Annotated in this window: 10 protein-coding genes; 2 read left to right on the top strand and 8 right to left on the bottom strand. The window is 70.4% G+C overall.

Annotated elements, in window-relative coordinates; genetic code table 11:
- Positions 1–37 precede the first annotated feature (37 nt).
- A complete protein-coding gene (locus ACIREI_RS35305; protein WP_403341819.1) occupies positions 38–1,234 on the top strand; it encodes a sulfotransferase family protein in 1,197 nt (398 codons plus the stop codon).
- Between the two features lie 36 nt (positions 1,235–1,270).
- On the opposite strand, the gene ACIREI_RS35300 is transcribed toward ACIREI_RS35305, so the two are convergent.
- From ACIREI_RS35300 to ACIREI_RS35270, 7 genes are all read right to left on the bottom strand, one after another.
- The gene (locus ACIREI_RS35300) at positions 1,271–1,984 is read right to left on the bottom strand and encodes a hypothetical protein (RefSeq protein WP_403341816.1); all 714 of its coding nucleotides are present in this window, start codon (positions 1,982–1,984) and stop codon (positions 1,271–1,273) included.
- Between the two features lie 39 nt (positions 1,985–2,023).
- Positions 2,024–4,219, bottom strand: coding sequence for a glycosyl hydrolase family 95 catalytic domain-containing protein (locus ACIREI_RS35295; protein ID WP_403341813.1), 2,196 nt, complete (start codon positions 4,217–4,219; stop codon positions 2,024–2,026).
- Positions 4,216–6,210, bottom strand: coding sequence for a beta-galactosidase (locus tag ACIREI_RS35290; RefSeq protein ID WP_403341810.1), 1,995 nt, complete (start codon positions 6,208–6,210; stop codon positions 4,216–4,218). The genes ACIREI_RS35295 and ACIREI_RS35290 overlap by 4 nt, the downstream gene beginning before the upstream one ends.
- Entirely contained in the window at positions 6,210–8,435 is a 2,226-nt protein-coding gene (locus ACIREI_RS35285) for a WD40/YVTN/BNR-like repeat-containing protein (protein ID WP_403341808.1), read from the bottom strand. Before ACIREI_RS35285 ends, ACIREI_RS35290 begins: the two co-directional genes overlap by 1 nt.
- 126 nt (positions 8,436–8,561) lie before the next feature.
- Entirely contained in the window at positions 8,562–9,497 is a 936-nt protein-coding gene (locus tag ACIREI_RS35280; RefSeq protein WP_403341805.1) for a carbohydrate ABC transporter permease, read from the bottom strand.
- On the bottom strand, positions 9,494–10,528 hold the full coding sequence (locus ACIREI_RS35275; protein ID WP_403341802.1) for an ABC transporter permease: 1,035 nt from the start codon (positions 10,526–10,528) through the stop codon (positions 9,494–9,496). The genes ACIREI_RS35280 and ACIREI_RS35275 overlap by 4 nt, the downstream gene beginning before the upstream one ends.
- A 27-nt stretch (positions 10,529–10,555) precedes the next feature.
- Positions 10,556–12,247 carry an extracellular solute-binding protein gene (locus tag ACIREI_RS35270; protein WP_403341799.1) on the bottom strand — a complete coding sequence of 564 codons (1,692 nt, stop codon included), beginning with the start codon at positions 12,245–12,247 and terminating at the stop codon, positions 10,556–10,558.
- Positions 12,248–12,619: 372 nt separating this feature from the next.
- Between ACIREI_RS35270 and ACIREI_RS35265 the strand changes: the two genes are divergently transcribed.
- Entirely contained in the window at positions 12,620–15,457 is a 2,838-nt protein-coding gene (locus tag ACIREI_RS35265; RefSeq protein WP_403341796.1) for a glycoside hydrolase family 3 C-terminal domain-containing protein, read from the top strand.
- 160 nt (positions 15,458–15,617) lie between these two features.
- Here ACIREI_RS35265 and ACIREI_RS35260 read toward each other — a convergent pair whose 3' ends face one another.
- A complete protein-coding gene (locus ACIREI_RS35260) occupies positions 15,618–17,063 on the bottom strand; it encodes an aldehyde dehydrogenase family protein (RefSeq protein ID WP_403341793.1) in 1,446 nt (481 codons plus the stop codon).
- Positions 17,064–17,370 lie beyond the last annotated feature (307 nt).

The raw sequence follows: 17,370 nt of genomic DNA, 5'->3' as shown, positions 1-17,370 counted from the left end.
CTCACCGCCGGCCAGTTCGACGAGATAGGGTCCCTTCGTGTCCTCGCGTCCGCTCGCCCTTGTCCTGGCCGATCTGCTGATGCGGCCCGCCTTCGGTTCCCGCCGTGCCCCCGACCGGGTCTTCGACCGGCTCCTGGACGAGGTCTCCGTGGCCGGGGAGGCGCGGGAGGACCGGCAGTTCGCCGACGACTTCCGTTCCCTGCTGGGCTGGTGGGCGACGGCCGAGAACCTCACGCCGGTCGGCTGGCAGGCCGCGCAGGCCCATGTGCGCCGGCATCTCGGCAACCGGGCCCGCATCCGGCGGCTGATCGCCGAGCATCCCGGGATCGAGCGGGAGCCGATCGAGAAGCCGGTGTTCGTGGTGGGTCTGCCGCGCACCGCGACCACGGTCACGCACGGCGTGCTGTCGATCTCGGACGAGCACCGCTGTCCCCTGCTGTGGGAACTGCTCGGGCCCGACCTGGAGTTGCCGCCCCGGCAGCGACGCAAGGCGATCACCGCCGGACGCCGTATGGTCCAGGGCACCAACCTCTTCGCCCCGCGCTTCCGCGACATCCACCCGATGGTCGCCGAGGGGCCCGAGGAGTGCACCTTCGCCCTCCCGCACGCCCTGATGCCGCTGTCCCAGGCCCGAATCCCGGAGTACCAGGCCTGGCACTGCCGACGGGACTTCGTCCCCGACTACGAGCATCTCAAGCGGGTCTTCCAGGTCCTGCAGTACGGCCGTCCCCGCCGCCGCTGGATGCTGAAGTCGCCCATGCACCTGGAGAACCTGGACGCGCTGCGCACGGTGTTCCCCGACGCCACGATCGTGTGGTGCCACCGCGATCCGGTCACCGTCATGGCGTCCTTCTGCAGTCTGATCGAGCACGGCATGGCCATCAGCGTCCGCCCGCTCGACCTGCACGGCATAGGCGCCAACTGGCTGGAGCTGCTGAGCCGCGCCATGACGCGCGGCCTCGCGGCCCGCGCCGCGATCCCCCCGGAGCAACTGGTGGACGTCCCGTACTCCTGGCTCGGCTCCGACCCGGCCACCGGCGCACCGAAGCTCTTCGCCGCCGTCGGCGCCTCCTGGACCGGGGCCGACGCCGCGCGCCTCCCCATGGCCGTGGCCCGCCCGAAGGGCACCCGACCACACCGCTACGACCTGGCCCGCTACGGCCTGACCCGCGCCGACGTGGAGTCCGCCTTCGCCGACTACAACGCGCTGCGGGCCGAGGTCGACCGCGCCTGAGGACAGACACGGACCGGCCCCGGCCCTGATGACACGTCAGCTGCTGCTGACGGTCAGGTTGTTGGTGTTGAAGTTGAGACCGCCGGACGACGAGGTGATCTCGTAGCCGAACTGGACGTCACCGATGGTCTCGCTGGTGGACATCCAGCCCTTGGAGGCGATCCAGTTGAGGATCGGCTTCATGTCCACGGTGCCGGAGTTGGAGTCGGAGGTCCGCAGGAACGAGTACACGTTGTTGGCGCCGTTGCTGCCCCTGAAGACGTTCCAGGTGTGGCCGCCGAGGCTGACGCTGCCCTGCGAGGTGCCGATCGGGCCGACGGCTCCGTTGTAGTTGACCCAGAGCATGATCTCGTGGTCGTAGTCGGTGTCCCAGATGTCGTACGAGGTGTTGTACGCGCCGGACGACGGGACGGTGACGTTGTAGCTGCTGGTGAGTGAGCCGAGGGAGGCGATCGTCTTGTTGATCACCTTCTTGGAGTTGGGGTAGGACTTGATGCCGCCGGTGTTGGGGTGGTTGGCCCAGACTCCCCAGTTGGTACCCGAGTTGGCCCATATGCACTGGCTGCCGGCGCCGGAGCCCCAGATGTTGTTGTAGAGCGTGTAGCCGTTCAGGCTCGTGTTGCCCCACTGGTCGCAGGAGTTCCAGACCGCGGCCGAGGCGGGGGCGGAGGCGAGACCGACGGTGGCGCCGAGGGCCATCGCCGGGGCCAGCACGGCCATGGTGATCTTGCGCAGTGCCTTCTTTGCCATGGTGTCCCTTTCCATGGGTGGGGGGAATTGCGGGGGGAGTTACCACGCCCCCGAGGTGAGGACGTGGTCTTCTCCGGCGACGAGGTCGAGCGGTTGCGCGTCGCCGGAGGAAGTCCGGAGTTCGACACGGAGGGACCGGGACGGCTTCAGTACGGCCGTGGCTCCCTCGGGCGTCCAGGTCAGGTCGAGCTCGGCGCCGAACCGCGTGCGTACGCCCCGGAGGCGGCCCTGCGGGAGTGCCGACGGCAGCGCGGGCAGCAGGACCAGGCGGTCCGGGGTCGACTGCACGAGCATCTCGATCAGTACGGCGGGCAGGGTGTGCGCGGCATCCGCGTTGTAGACGTCGCGCTTGGGGTAGTGCGCGCTCATCAGGGAGGCGTGGAAGAAGTCGCCGTCCAGCACCTGGTCGAGGGCGTGGGCGACCCGGTCGGCGTCCCTGAGGCGGGCCGCGATCAGGGCGTGGTGGAGGTGGCCGTGCGCCGAGTCGTTCTCGGCGCCGCGCAGTTCGAGGGCGCGGTGGGCGGCGGCCGCGAGGGCGGGGGTGTCGTACGGGGTGATCTCGTCGAGCGGCCAGACGCCGTAGAGGTGGCTGAGGTGGCGGTGGTCGTAGGTGTCCGCCAGGCCGGGCCAGGCCCATTCGGCGAGGGCGCCGTCCTCGTTGACCCGGTGCGGGGGCAGGCGGTCGGCCAGGGCGCGCCAGCGGTCGGCGTCCGGGGTGGCCGGGTGGTAGTCGGCCGCCGTGCGCAGGGCGTGCCGGGCCGCCGAGAGGTCCATGGCGGCGTTGATGGTGCCCCAGCTCGCGTTCGCCGGGCGGTTCTCGGGTGAGTAGGAGGGGACGACGATCAGGTTGCCCTCGTCGTCGGTGCGGGTGAGGAAGTCCTCGTAGAACCGGGCCGCTTCGGCGAGGACGGCGGCGGTGCGGGGGTCGCGGTCACCGCGTGTCTCGTCGTGGTCCACGAGGGGCTTGAGGAGCCAGTCGGCGCCGGCCGTCCACAGGTGGAGCGGGTATTCGCGGCTGAAGTGGTAGATGTGCCCGGACTCGCCGTCGGTGTGGGCGGGGGCCACGACGCCACGGGTGCCGAAGATCGTGCGGGCGTTGTCGCGCCAGTGGTCCAACTGGCCTTGGATGAGGGCGGCGTGGGCCTCGGTGACCTCCGGGAGCGCGGCCGCGGCGGCCGATGCGGTCTGGAGGTTGAGGTTGGCGTCGGTGGTGAACGCGCCCGACCACGCCGTGTTCCAGTCGCCGGTCCACAGGCCGGTGAGCCGGGGCGGCAGCATTCCGGCGGCGGAGAGGAGGTGGTAGCGGCCGGAGGCGAAGAGGCGCTCCAGGAGGGCGGGGCTGTGCGGCCGGCTCAGCAACTCGCCGCCGGGCAGGGCGCGTTCGGCGGGGTCGGCGTCCAGGTCGAGGGTCACGCGCCCGTAGGCGGTGCGGTGGACAGGGGTGTGCCGGTCCAGGAGGTGGGTGTAGGCGTCGGGCTCGGTGAGCAGGTCGCGCAGGGCGTCGACATGGGCCTGCGTGTCCAGCTCTCCGGTGTGCCGTACGACCCGGGTCAGGAGGAGGACGGAGTCGGCTCCGGTGACGCGTGCGCCCGGCGGGATGAGCGCGGTGCGGCCCCCGGCGGGCACGACCAGGGTCATTCCGGTGTAGCCGCGGTCGCTGTCGGGGTAGCGGACGCGGATGGTGAGGAGGGCCCCTTCGGCGGCGCGGACGATGCTCTGGCCGACGACCAGGGTGGTGGGGGCGCCCGGGAGTCGGTGGTCCAGGGTGACTACGAGGTCCTCCGCCTCGACGCGCTGGACGATGACGTCGTCCGCGCGGGAGACGAAGACCCGGCTGTTCCAGCCCGGGCACTCGGCGTGCGTGACGCCGGTGGCGAAGTCGACGGACCGGCGGTAGCCGGAGGTGTCGGCGTCGGGGCGACGCAGCCGGATCCGGAAGGCGGGATGGAAGGGCTGCACCCACTGCAGCTCCCGGCCGTCGGTGAACCGTTCGGCCGCCGTGACGTCTCCGGCGAGCAACCGGTCCTGCAGCTGCGGGAGTTCGGCGGCGAGGGCCGGTGGGCGGGCGTGTTCGCTGCCGTTGGGGCGGACCAGGGTGTGATGGTTGACGACGACCTGGTCGGCGTTCGGGTCTCCGAACACCATGACGCCGTGTCGGCCGTTCCCGCTCAGGAAGGCGTCCTCCCAGCGCGCGGCGGGCGCGGGCTCCCAGGTGCCGTGGACCGGTCCACTCATGAGGCGGCCTCCAGCACGGCCACCCCGTACCGCCCCAGCTCCACTCCGTCGCTGACGTCCGCGCCGGTCAGCAGGTCGCGGTGGTGGCCGGGCACCGGCACGGTGACGCCGCCCTGCCCGTGGTTGAGCAGGAACAGCAGCCCGCCCCGGCGGACCGCCTCCACGCCGGCCGGGAGTCCGGTGAGGGTCGGTCGTACGCCTGCGTCGGTGGCGATGTCGGCGAGCAGGGTGCGCAGGGCGTGCGGCTCGGGAAGCGTGGAGACGTACCAGGCGCGGCCCTTGCGCAGGACCGCGGGGAGGCCGTCCAGCTCGCCGCCCTTGTAGGGCGTCACGGCGTCCACGTCGTCCGCCGCCTCGATCTCCTCGGACCACAGGGTGCCCTGGAAGCCCTCGACGTCGGCCTTCTCGCCCGCGTCGAGCGGCCACCACTCGTGCAGGACGCGGATGCCGAAGAGGTCGCGGAGCCGGGCGTCCATGCCACCCGCGCGCACCCGGTCGTCCTCGTCGGCGACGCCGGTCTGGAAGCCGGCGACGAGGGTGCCGCCGCCCTCGGCGTAGGCGACGAGGCGGTCGATGGCCGCGTCCGTCATCAGGTACAACTGCGGGACGACGACCAGCTTGTACGCGGACAGGTCGTGCTCGGGGTGGGCGAAGTCCGCGACGGTGTGCGCCTCCCACAGGGCGCGATGCCAGGCGCGGACGACCTGCGGGTAGTCGACCTCGGAGGACAGCCGCCCGTCCTGCTGGCTCGCCCACCAGGCGTTCCAGTCGACGAGTACGGCGACCTCCGCGGCCTCGACGCGGCTGTCGGCCACCTTCTCGCTCAGCAGGGCGAGTTCGGCGCCGGTCCGCTTGACCTCCTGGAAGGTACGGCCCTGCTCCCCCGCGTGGCTGACCATCCCGGAGTGGAACTTCTCCGAGCCCTGCCGGGACTGCCGCCACTGGAAGTAGCAGACGGCGTCGGCGCCGCGGGCCACGGCCTGGAGGGACCACAGGCGGTTGAGCCCGGCGGGCTTGGGGTGGTTCACCCCGCGCCAGTTGACCGGTCCGGCGGCCTGCTCCATGACCATCCAGGGACCGCCCCGGGCCTGCGAGCGCGTCATGTCGTGGACCAGCGCCCCGTACTGCCCGCCGAACGGATCACGCGGATCCGGATAGATGTCGACGGAGACGACGTCCTCCTGCTCGGCCCAGACCCACGCGTCCTGCCCCTGCCAGAACGGCATGAAGTTGGTCGTCACCGGGATGTGCGGGGTGTGCCGGGCGACGATGTCGCGCTCGGCGAGGTAGCACTCCAGCAACGCGTCGGAGGTGAATCGCTTGAAGTCGAGAACCTGGCCGGGGTTCTTCATGTAGTGCGCCCGGCGCGGCGGCAGGACCTCGTTCCAGTCGCCGTAGCCCTGACTCCAGAAGGCGGTCCCCCAGGCCTCGTTGAGGGCGTCGAGGCTGCCGTACTTCTCCCGCAGCCAGCGGCGGAAGGCGGCCTCGGCCTCGTCGCCCCAGTCGTAGGTGCAGTACTCGTTGTTGATGTGCCACATCCGCAGGGCCGGGTGGCCGCCGTAACGGGCGGCCAGGTCCTCGGTGATGGCGGCGGCGTAGCGGCGGTAGGTGGCGCTGGAATGGGAGAAGTGCTGGCGGGAGCCCCACCACTCGGTCCGGCCGTCCTCGTCGCGCGGGAGCGTCTCGGGGTGCAGCCGCCCCATCCAGGGCGGGGGCGAGGAGGTCGGGGTGGCGAGGACGACACCGATGCCGTTCTCGTGCATCAGGTCCATCAGCCGGTCCAGCCAGCCGAACTCCCGTGCCCCCGGGCGGGGTTCGAGCTTCGCCCAGGAGAAGACGCCGAGGGTGACCGAGTTGACCCCGGCGTCCTTCATCAGGCGGACGTCCTCGTGCCAGGTCTCCTCGGGCCACTGCTCGGGGTTGTAGTCGCCGCCGAAGAGGATGCGGCCGCGGGTGGCGTCGGACAGGGAGGGCCCGTTGCGCTCCGGCATCAGACCGGCTCTCCGTACTGCACGCCGCGCCCGTTGGTGGCCAGGTAGACGCGGCCGTGGATCCTCGGGTCGCCGGTGATCGTCTCGCCGGTCCAGCCCCACTGGTGCTGGTCGTCGTTGATCCGCACCCAGGTCTTCGCCTCGTCGTCGGAGCGGTACACGGCGGTGATCGTCTCGGTGGAGCCGACCATGTAGACCGCCGGGTAGTCGGCGCCGTCGGCGGCCTTGCCGAAGCCGAGGGTGTACGAGGCCCAGCAGCTGGCGACCTTGGTGAAGGTCGCGCCCGCGTCGGTGGACCGGTACAGCCCGTTCCACTTCACGCTCAGCCACAGGTCACCGGAGCGCCCCGGCGCCGCGACCAGCTCGAACTGGGCGTCACCGGAGGGCAGTCCGCTCGCCCGGGCGGTGAAGGTACGGCCACTGTCAGTGCTGGCGAGCAGCGTTCCCGTGTCGGTGTCGTACGCGTAGAAGAGCGTCGGGTCGGCCGGGTCGGCGACCGGCGTGGCGCCCTTCGGGAAGGAGGAGACCTCGGACCAGGTGGCACCGTTGTCCGCCGAGCGGTGGGCGGCGTACTTCGTGCCGTCCCAGTGCACGAAGACCCACAGCAGCACACTGCCGTCGGCGTTGGTGGCGATCGGCCCCGGTGCGTCCTTGGCGATGGAGGGCTGGGCCTCGAAGGGCGCCCAGGTCTGCCCGCCGTCGTTCGAGTAGGCGCCGTTGCCGTGGTCGCCCCAGCCGGTACGGACGACGTACGCCGGCTTCGCCGCGGCCTGCGCGAGCCCCGTCGCCGACCCCATCACGGGGTTCGACGCCATGCCCCGCGAGGGCGATGCCGTGAGCGACTCGTGGTACATCACGCCGATGTCCCCGTTGCCGCTGATCAGGTGCGCCTCTCCGACCGGGGGCGAGATCAGCTGGCGCACGGACGCCTCCTCCAGGCCGCGGATCTGCGGGGCCCAGTTCTTCAGGTCCCGGGTGCCGTAGAGGGTGGCGCCGGTGCCGTAGACGACGTGCTTCGAGTCGTACGGGTCGAGGGCGATTGCCTGGATCCACCAGCCGAACTTGGGCTTGTCGGCGCCCCACTTGAGATAAGGGGTCTCGGACACGTCGAAGACAGCGGAGTCCTTCAGGGACGTCCAGGTGCGACCGCCGTCGGTGGTCCGGAAGAGGGTGTCGATGTCGGCCCACCGGTTGTTGGTGGACACGACGACGGTGCCGGGCCGCCGGGCGTCGACGGCGACCCCGCCGTACCCGAAGCTGTCGGCGGACCCGTCGGCGGTGGTGCCGCCCGGCTTGACCGGCGTGACGTTCTTCCACGTCCCGGTCGCCAGGCACAGCTTGTGCACGCTGCCGTCGGACTGGCCGTTGGGCCCGGGTGCGTTGGCGTACGACACGTACAGCTCGCGGGTGTACCGGTCGTACGCGGCGCGGACCGGGACCTTGGCGGCGGTGCCGGTGGGCTGCCCGGGGACGGCTTCCCAGGTGGTGCCGTCGCTGGTGCGGTACAGGTTCTTCGTGCCGGAGGTGCCTTCGCCGTCGCCCCAGCCGGCGTAGAGGGTGCGCCCGGCGGTGACGAGGAGGGTGACGCCCTGGCCGCTCGCGCTCGGGGTGCCGGGGAAGCCACTCACGGCTGCCCAAGTCGCCCCGCGGTCCGTCGACTTGAGCAGCCCGTCATGCCGGGTGCCCAACCACAGAACGTTGCTGTCCCGAGGATCGACGAGCAGCCGCTCCCCGCACCCACGCCCGTCCTCGTTGGCCCCGAGCTTCACGGAGAGGTCGGCCCGGCTCCAGGTGGCACCGCGGTCGTCGGAGCGCAGGACGGCACCGTTGCCGGCCCAGGACTGGGAGTAGGTGCCGAGGGCGAGGTAGACGCGGTCCGGGTGGGCCGGGTCGACCGCCATGGCCTCGACACCGAGGAGGTTCCAGTCGTCCCAGCCGAGGTGATCGGTCAGCGGGGTCCAGCGGGCGGTGCCGTCGTCCCAGCGGTAGGCGCCGCCGATGTCGGTGCGGGCGTAGGCGAGACCGCGCACGGAGGGGTGGAAGAGCACGCCGGTGATGAATCCGGTACCGCCCATGACGGCGGTACGCCAGCGGTACGCCTGGCCGGCGGCGGCAGTGGGCCCGGCGGCCAGCGCCCGCCCGGGCAGCAAGGGAACGGTGGTGAGCGCGGCGGCGGCCGCGGTCCCGGCGAGAACGGCTCGTCTACTCAGGCGGGACGCGTGCATGACACATACCTCGTTCTGAAGAAAGGGGGAGTGAAGCGCCCGACAGGGGCGCGGGGAACTGCGCGACCAGCCACAAACAACCTGCAGCCGCCGAACGACCGAAGCACCCCATTGGGTGGGCGCCAATCAACCCTTGACGGCGCCCGTGAGCATGCCCTTCTTGAAGTGCTTCTGGACGAAGGGCGACAACACAGCGACCGGAAGCAGAGCCATCACCATGACCGCCATCTGCACGGCCAGCCCCGAAAGCTGCCCCGTCTTGATGGCCTGCCCCAGCCCGACCGGCGCCTCCTGTTTCTGCACCAGCTGGATCATGACGTTCTGCAGCGGCATCATGTCCTGGTCGTTGAGGTACAGCGAGGCGTTGAACCACGCACTCCAGTACCCGACCGCGTAGAACAGGGTGATCACCGCGACGACGGCCCGGGACAGCGGCAGGACGATCTGCCAGAGGATGCGGAAGTCCCCGGCCCCGTCGATCCGCGCACTGTCGACCAGCTCCTGCGAGATCCCCATGAAGAACCCGCGCAGCACGAGGATGTTGAAGACGCTGATCGCGCTCGGCAGGATCAGCGCCAGATAGCTGTCCGTGAGCCCGAGCGTCTGCACGAGCAGATACGTCGGGATGAGCCCGGCGCTGAAGAACATGGTCGCGAGCAGCGTCATCAGGATCCACCGGTGCCCGAGCGACCCGGTCCGCGACAGCCCGTACGCGCACAGCACGGAGACGGTCATGGAGAACGCCGTACCGACGAGCGTGACCAGCACGCTGATGATCGCCGCCCGGGTCACCTGTCCCCCGCTGAGCAGCTCCTGGTAGGCGATGAAGGTGATGTCCTTGGGCACCATCACGAGACCGCCGGCCTCGTCGATGGTCTTGCGCGTGGAGAGGCTGGTGACGATGACGATCCACAGCGGGAACAGGATCGCGAGGCAGGCGATGCCGAGCACGAGTCCCTTGCCCGCCAGCCCGACCTTGGCGGGCTGTTCCTCCCACACGGGCCGGGGCGGCGCGGCCCACCGGCCGGGCTTGCGTACAGGCTTGTCGATGACGGCGGTCACTTCTTGTACACCCCCTGCTCGCCCATGATGTGGGCCACCTTGTTCGCGGCCAGGACGAGACCGATGCTGATGACGCCCTTGACGAGTCCGGCGGCGGCCGCGTAGCCGAAGTCCTGGTTGCGGACGCCGTTCCACCACACGAAGGTGTCGAGCACTTCCGCCGCGCCCGGTCCCACGGCATCTCGTTGCAGCAGGATCTGTTCGAAGCCGACCGTCAGCGCGTCACCGACGCGCAGCACCAGCAGCAGCGCGATCACCGGCCGCAGCGCGGGCAGGGTGACGTGCCACATGCGGCGCCAGCGCGAGGCCCCGTCCATGGCCGCGGCTTCGTACAGATCCGGGCTCACGGACGTCAGCGCGGCGAGGAAGACGATGATGCCCCACCCGGCGTCCTTCCATACCGCCTGCGCGGTGACCAGGAACTTGAAGGTGCTCGGGTCGGTCATGAGGTCGAGGCCGTCGTACCCGTGGTCGCGCAGCAGCGTCGAGAGCAGCCCTGCGCCGCCGAGCAGTTGCTGGAAGACCGCGATGACCAGCACCCACGAGAAGAAGTGCGGCAGATAGAGAACGGCCTGCGCTATCGCCCGCACCCGGGGCCTGACCACGCTGTTGATGAGCAGCGCGAGCAGGATCGGGATCGGGAAGAACAGTACGAGCTGGAGGAAGAACAGCACCAGCGTGTTCTGGACCGCCTGCCAGAACGCGGAGTCCTCGAAGATCCGCTGGAAGTTCTCCAGCCCCACCCACGGGCTGTTCAGCATGGACACGACGCCGTTGTCGCTGATGTAGGGGTCGTAGTCCTGGAACGCCACCACATTGCCGAGGATCGGCACGTAGTTGAAGAGCAGGACCAGGGCGACGGCCGGTAGCGTCATCAGGAGCAGGACGCGGTCGCGTCTGAGCCGGAGCCGCAGACTCAGCTTTCCCGAGGGTGTCTTCCTACCGGATCCGGTGTCGCCGCCGGACGCCGCCGGGGTCTTCGCCGTCGTGTCGGCCTCGGTCCTGCTCCGAGGCACCGTGCTGTGGGACACGGCCGTTCTCCTTGCCTCGGTGCCCGGTCAGTTGGCCGCGGAGCCGTTCTCGTCGAGGATCTGCTTGTACCAGTCGCGCAGCTTGTCGCCGCCCTTGCTCTTCCAGTCGGAGACGGCCTGCTGCATGTCGCTGATCTTCTTGCGGCCGCGGACGATGTCGTCCTCCAGCTGCTCGAAGTCGTTGGCGAGGTTGGTGTAGCGGTTCGGCTCGGTGATCTGCATGCCCCAGAAGCTGGACTTCTTGGTGAAGGCGCCCATCCGCTGCTGCCACTCGACCTGGCCCTTGGCGACATCGGGGAAGTCGGGGTGCGCGATGGTCGCGGCGGGTCCGTCCACCATGACGTAGGCGTTCATCACCTCCAGGTTGCCCTGGTCCGTCTTGGCGGGGACACCGTCCTTGACGGTGTAGTGGGTGCCCTCCACGCCGTAGTTGGTCATCATGTACTCCTTGGTGCCGTACGGCGCCGCGGTGACGTTCGCGACGGCAAGCACGTCGCGGATGACCGATTCGGAGGCCTTCTTGTTGATGAAGGAGAAGATGCCGGCGGGCTGCTCGGCGTAGATGGTGGGGTTGCCGCCGTCGTGGCCCCAGACGTCCATACCCCAGATCTTGAAGTCCGGGTTCTGGGTTGCCTGTTCGGCGGTGCGGCCCCACCACTGGGAGATGTTGTTGGGGTAGATCAGGAACTCGCCCGCCGCGAACTTGGGTCCCGGGTCGGGGGCGTTCTTGCCCATCTTGGAGTCGGGGTGGACGACCCCGGCCTCGAAGAGCTTGCGGGACCACTCCAGCGCTTCGAGGTACTGCTCGGTCTCGATGCGGTTGACCAGCTTGCCGTCGACCATGTTCCACCAGAGCGGCTTCTCGCTGCCGGAGAAGACACCGAAGGCCTGGAAGGCGGTCCACTTCATGTCCAGGCACGCCCAGCGCTTGGCCTTGGCGTTGGTGATCTCCTTGGCCAGGGCCATGAACTCGTCGCAGGACTTGGGTATTTCGTACCCTTCCTTCTCGAAGATGTCCTGCCGGTACAGGGGCACGATGCTGGGGGCCCACGGCGCCGGCATCGGCAGACCGCGCAGCTTGCCGCCGAAGATGGAGCGCTGCCAGGCGTCCGTGGGGATCGCGGCGAGGTTCGGGTACTCCTTGACCGCGTCGCCGGACAGGTAGGGGCCGAGGTCGGCGAACTTGCTGATGATGGCTGTGGGTATCTTGCCGTTCATGTTCCAGCCGGGGACGACCACCACGTCCGGGACGTCGCTGGAGGCCAGCACCGCGCCGAGCTTCTGCTCGTAGGTGTTGCCGTCCTGGTTCTGCCAGACGACGTCGACGCCGATCAGGTCGTTCATCGCCTTGTAGTAGGCGTTGTCGCTCTTCGGCGGGGAGCCCCAGAACGGCGACATGATGGTGACCTTGCTCCCCTTGCCGAGCTTCTCGGGGACCGACGTCTTCAGCGTGGCCAGGTCCAGCTTGCTGGTGAAGCCGACCGCCGAGCCGTTCTTCGCCGGGATGTCCGGCGTCACCACGTTGCTGGCCACGTACGCCGGGAGGATCTTCTTCGCGTCCTTGGCCGACGTGGTGCCATCTCGCGACCCGCTCTCCGACCCACCGCAGGCGGAGAGCAACGGCATCCCTCCCGCCACCGCTGCGGTGGCGACCGCCGTGGAGGCGAGGAAGCTTCTCCGGCTGGGTCCGGAGGAGGCGGAGGCGGCGTTCGGCGTCATTGCGTCAACCCTTCATGGCGCACCTGGACACCCGGCGGTGGGCCGTCGGCTGCGGTGTCTTAAGTGGATCTGGCTGAGCTGAAGCGATCCTTCGACCACTGCCGAGGGCCGTGCACCCGTGAAGTGGACGAGCCTCGTAGTCGAAGCGCTTCGATGTTGCTGCGAGGTTAAGTGAAGGCATGGGGGCGCACAAGGGTCGCTTCCAAGATTCCTCGGGGCCGCGGAGGATCCGACCACTCTCTTACAGTCCTTGAAATAACGGTCAGGAGTCGGAGTTGTTGCGCCGGGGTGTCTTGACACCCACCCCAGGATCGAATGAGCATCGAAGCGCTTCGAAAGCGCCTCGCCGCTCCACCGCAAGGGGATCCCCACGTGACCGCACAAACGCCGCCTACGCCGCCATTCTGCGACCAGCGACTGCCGTTCGCGAAGCGCATCGACGACCTTCTGTCGCGGCTCACGCTCGACGAGAAGATCGGGTTCCTGCACCAGTTCGCCCCGGCCGTCGAGCGGCTCGGCATCGCCGCGTTCCGCACCGGCCAGGAGGCGCTGCACGGTGTGGCGTGGATGGGCCCGGCCACCGTGTTCCCCCAGGCCGTCGGCCTCGGCGCGACCTGGAACACGGATCTCGTACGACGCGTCGGCGACGCCGTCTCCAAGGAGACCCGGGCGATGCGCGCCCGCGACGACCGCGTGGGCCTGAACGTCTGGTCCCCCACCGTCAACCTCCTGCGCCACCCCCTGTGGGGCCGCAACGAGGAGGGCTACTCCGAGGACCCGAAGCTCACCTCGGCCATCGCCACCGCCTACACCCGCGGCCTGCGCGGCGACCACCCGACGTACTGGCGCACCGCGCCCGTCCTCAAGCACTGGCTGGCCCACAACAACGAGACGGGCCGCGACGTCACGTCCTCCTCCGTCCGCCCGCGCGTCCTGCACGAATACGACCTGCGCGCGTTCCGCGAGACGGTCGAGGCGGGCGCGACGGCCGGGGTCATGCCGGCGTACAACCTGGTCAACGGCCGCCCGAACCACGTCTCCCCGTATCTGCGCGAGCACCTGCGCGCCTGGACCGACGAGGACCTGCTGGTCTGCTCGGACGCGGGCGCGCCGTCCAACCTGGTCGACTCCGAGCACTACTTCGACACCCACGAGGAGGCCACGGCCGCCGCGATCCTCGCCGGCGTCGACAGCTTCACCGACCACGGCACCGACGGCTCGAAGATCACCGCACGGATCCGCGGAGCCCTCGACAAGGGCCTGCTGGCGGAGTCGGACATCGACACGGCGGTCCGGCGCCAGCTCTCGGTCCGCTTCCGCCTCGGCGAGTTCGACCCGGAGTACGACCCGCACGCGCTCACCAGGGACTTCGACACCCCGGCCCACCGGGCGCTCGCCCAGGAGGCCGCCGAGCAGTCGGTCGTCCTGCTCAAGAACAGCGGCGGCCTGCTGCCGCTGGCCCCGGACACCCGGCTCGCCGTGGTCGGCCTGCTCGCCGACGAGTGCAAGCTCGACTGGTACAGCGGCACGCTCATCCACCGCTCCACCCCATTGGAGGGCGTGTACGAGCGGTTCGGCGCGGAGCGGGTGGAGTTCGCGGAGGGCGTGGACCGCGTCCTGCTGAAGACCTCGGCCGGAACCTTCCTGCACGTCCCCGAGGCGGACGCCGACGACGAGGTACGCGGCGCCGAGGGAGCCCTCGACCCGGCCCTGCTCGCCGGCCGCACCGACCTGCCCCCGCTGACCGCCGATCCGGCCGGCACCGAGTTCGCGCTCGTCGACTGGGGCGAGGGCGTGCTGACCCTGCGCGCCCCCGACGGCCGCTATCTCTCGGTCGCCGAGGACGGCCGGGTCCGCGCCTCCGCCGACCAGCCCGGAGGCTGGGTCGTCCAGGAGACATTCCGCCTGGAACCCCATGAGAACGGACACCTCCTCCGGCATCTCGGCACGGGTCGCCACGTCTCAGTCGCCGCCGACGGCGTGCGGGTTGCCGAAGCGAATCCGGAAATCTTCGAGCTCATCGTCGTCGAAAGCGGCGAAGACGCAGTGACCAGGGTCACCTCGCAGGCGGACGTCGTCCTCGTGGTCGCGGGCAACGACCCGCACATCAACGGCCGTGAGACCGAGGACCGCACGACTCTCGCCCTCCCCGCCCACCAGGAACGCCTGCTGCGCGCCGCCCGCGCGGCCAACCCGAACACGGTGCTGGCGCTGGTGTCGGCGTACCCCTACGCCGTCGACCCGGCCGCCCTTCCGGCGATCCTCTGGATGTCCCACGGCGGCCAGGCGGCCGGCACCGCCCTCGCCCGCGTCCTGGCCGGCGACGTCTCCCCCGCCGGCCGCCTCCCGCAGACCTGGTACGCCGACGACGCCGATCTGCCCGACCTCCTCGACTACGACGTCATCGGCGGCCGCCAGACCTACCTGTACTTCGAGGGGACCCCGCTCTTCCCCTTCGGTCACGGCCTGTCCTACGCGACCTTCTCCTACGCCGGCCTGGAGACCCGCGTGACGGACGACGCGCTGCACGTCTCCTTCACGGTCACCAACACCGGTGACGTACCGGCCGACGAGGTCGCCCAGCTCTACGCGCGCGCCGTGGAACCGACGGTGCCGCGCCCGCGGCGGGAGCTGGTGGCGCACAGCCGGGTGCGGCTGGAGCCCGGCGAGCAGACGACGCTGACCTTCGAAGTCCCCTTGTCCTCCTTCGACTTCTGGGACGTGGCACGGGGCGGATGGCGCCGCGAGCCGGGCCCGTACGAGATCCTGGCCGGCGCCTCCAGCGAGGACATCCGCCTGCGCACGACCGTGCTCCTGGACGGCGAGGCGGCGGCACCGCGTCCGGTTCTCCGACGCGGCCTGGACGCGGCCGACTTCGACGAGCAGAGCGGCGTGGCGATCGTCGACCGCACCAAGGCGTCGGGGGACGCGGTGATGCCGGCGCAGGGCAGGTCGGGCGAACTGGTCTACCGGGACTGCGACTTCGAGGGCGGTGTCACGGCGGTGACGGCAACCCTGTCCGGAGACGGCGTGGTCGAGGTGTCGCTGGACGGGGGCGCGGTGCTCGCCGTACTGACGTCCCAGGCGCCGGACGGGAGCCCGTACGACTACTCGACGCGGCGCGCCGAGATCATCGCCGAGGGCGTCCGGGACGTCCACCTCAGGCTGCGCGGCCCGGTGCGGCTCGCGCACGTCGGCTTCTCCGGTTGAGGGTCCGGAAGAGGTCGACGCAAAGAAGGGGCCCGGCACCGGAAGGCATCGGTGCCGGGCCCCTTTTCATCCCGGGATGCGGACCACTCTAGCTGAAAACGATTGTCACAAGCCAGAGCGAAACCCGAATCGGTTCAGCGGACTCAGAGATTCACCGGGCTCACAGAGCGAGACCGGTGAGGACCAGCACCCGCTCGTAGGTGTAGTCGTCCATCGCGAACCGCACACCCTCACGCCCCACACCGGACTGCTTGGCGCCGCCGTACGGCATCTGGTCGGCGCGGTAGGAGGGCACGTCGCCGATGACGACGCCGCCGACCTCGAGGGCGCGGTGGGCGCGGAAGGCGGCCTGGAGGTCGTGGGTGAAGACGCCCGCCTGGAGGCCGTACTTGGAGTCGTTGACGGCGGCGAAGGCCTCGGCCTCTCCCTCGACCTTCTGCACGGTGAGGACGGGTCCGAAGACCTCCTCGCAGGAGAGGGTCGTGTCGGCCGGTACGTCGGTGAGGACGGTCGGCGCGTAGGAGGCGCCGTCGCGCTTGCCGCCGGTGAGCAGGCCCGCGCCGGCGTCGACGGCCTCCCGCACCCACGCCTCGACGCGCTTGGCGGCGTCCTCGCTGACCAGCGGTCCGACGTCGGTCGCGTCGTCGCTCGGGTCACCGGTGACCTGGGCCTCGACGGCGGCGACGATGCGCGGCAGGAGCCGGTCGTACACGGACGCGTCCGCGATCACCCGCTGCACGGAGATGCACGACTGGCCGCCCTGGTAGTTGGAGAAGGTGGCGATGCGGGTGGCGGCCCAGTCGAGGTCCGCGTCGGAGGCGTAGTCGGCGAGGACGACGGCCGCGCCGTTGCCGCCCAGCTCCAGGGTGCAGTGCTTGCGCGGCACCGAGTCCATGATCGCGTAGCCGACCTTCTCGGAGCCGGTGAAGGAGATCACGGGCAGGCGCGGGTCCTGGACGAGCGAGGGCATACGGTCGTTCGGCACCGGGAGGATGCTCCAGGCGCCGGCCGGAAGGTCGGTCTCGGCGAGGAGCTCACCGATGACGAGCCCGGACAGCGGGGTGGCCGGGGCGGGCTTCAGGATGATCGGCGCGCCGGCGGCGATGGCCGGGGCGATCTTGTGGGCGCACAGGTTCAGCGGGAAGTTGAAGGGTGCGATGCCCAGGACGACGCCCTTCGGGAAGCGCCGGGTGAGGGCGAGGCGCCCCTGACCGCCGAGGTCGGTGTCGAGCCGCTGGGCCTCGCCGCCGTTGAACCGCCGGGCCTCCTCGGCCGCGAACCGGAAGACGGACACGGCACGGCCGACCTCGCCTCGGGCCCACTTCATGGGCTTGCCGTTCTCGGCGGAGATCAGCCGGGCGATGTCCTCGGTGCGCTCGGCGAGCCGCTTGCTGACGTGGTCGAGGGCTGCGGCGCGCACGTGGGCCGGGGTCGCGGCGAAGTCCTCGCGAACGGCGTACGCGGCGGCCACGGCCTCCTCGATCTGTGCGTCCGTCGGCACGCTCGCCTTGCCGACGACCCGCCCGTCCCACGGGGAGGTGACGTCGAAGCTGTCCTCGCCGCTGACCTGGCGGCCGGCGAGCCAGAAGGCGTGGGTGGAAGTCATATGGGGTCCCGGCCCTTCCGCGTTGGGGGTGTCCTGGTGTGTCGGGGTCCACGGTAGGGGGGTGGGGGCGGAGGGGCGTTTGTCCGGGGTGTAGTGGTGGGGGTGGGGGGGTGCGCCGGTTTGGCGGGGTGGATGGTACGACCCAGGGTTCTCGCCCCCGCCGCCCCTACCCGTCCCGTCCTCAAGGGGCGCTGCCCCTTTCGACCCCGCCAGGGGGCTCCGCCCCCTGGACCCCCGCTCCTCAAACGCCGGAGGGGCTGAGTTTTTCAGCCCGTCCGGCGTTTGAGGACGAGGCCCGAAGGGCCGA

It is taken from the genome of Streptomyces sp. NPDC093591 (assembly GCF_044764885.1).
Classification (GTDB): domain Bacteria; phylum Actinomycetota; class Actinomycetes; order Streptomycetales; family Streptomycetaceae; genus Streptomyces.
This window is presented reverse-complemented; position numbering and strand designations above follow the sequence as displayed.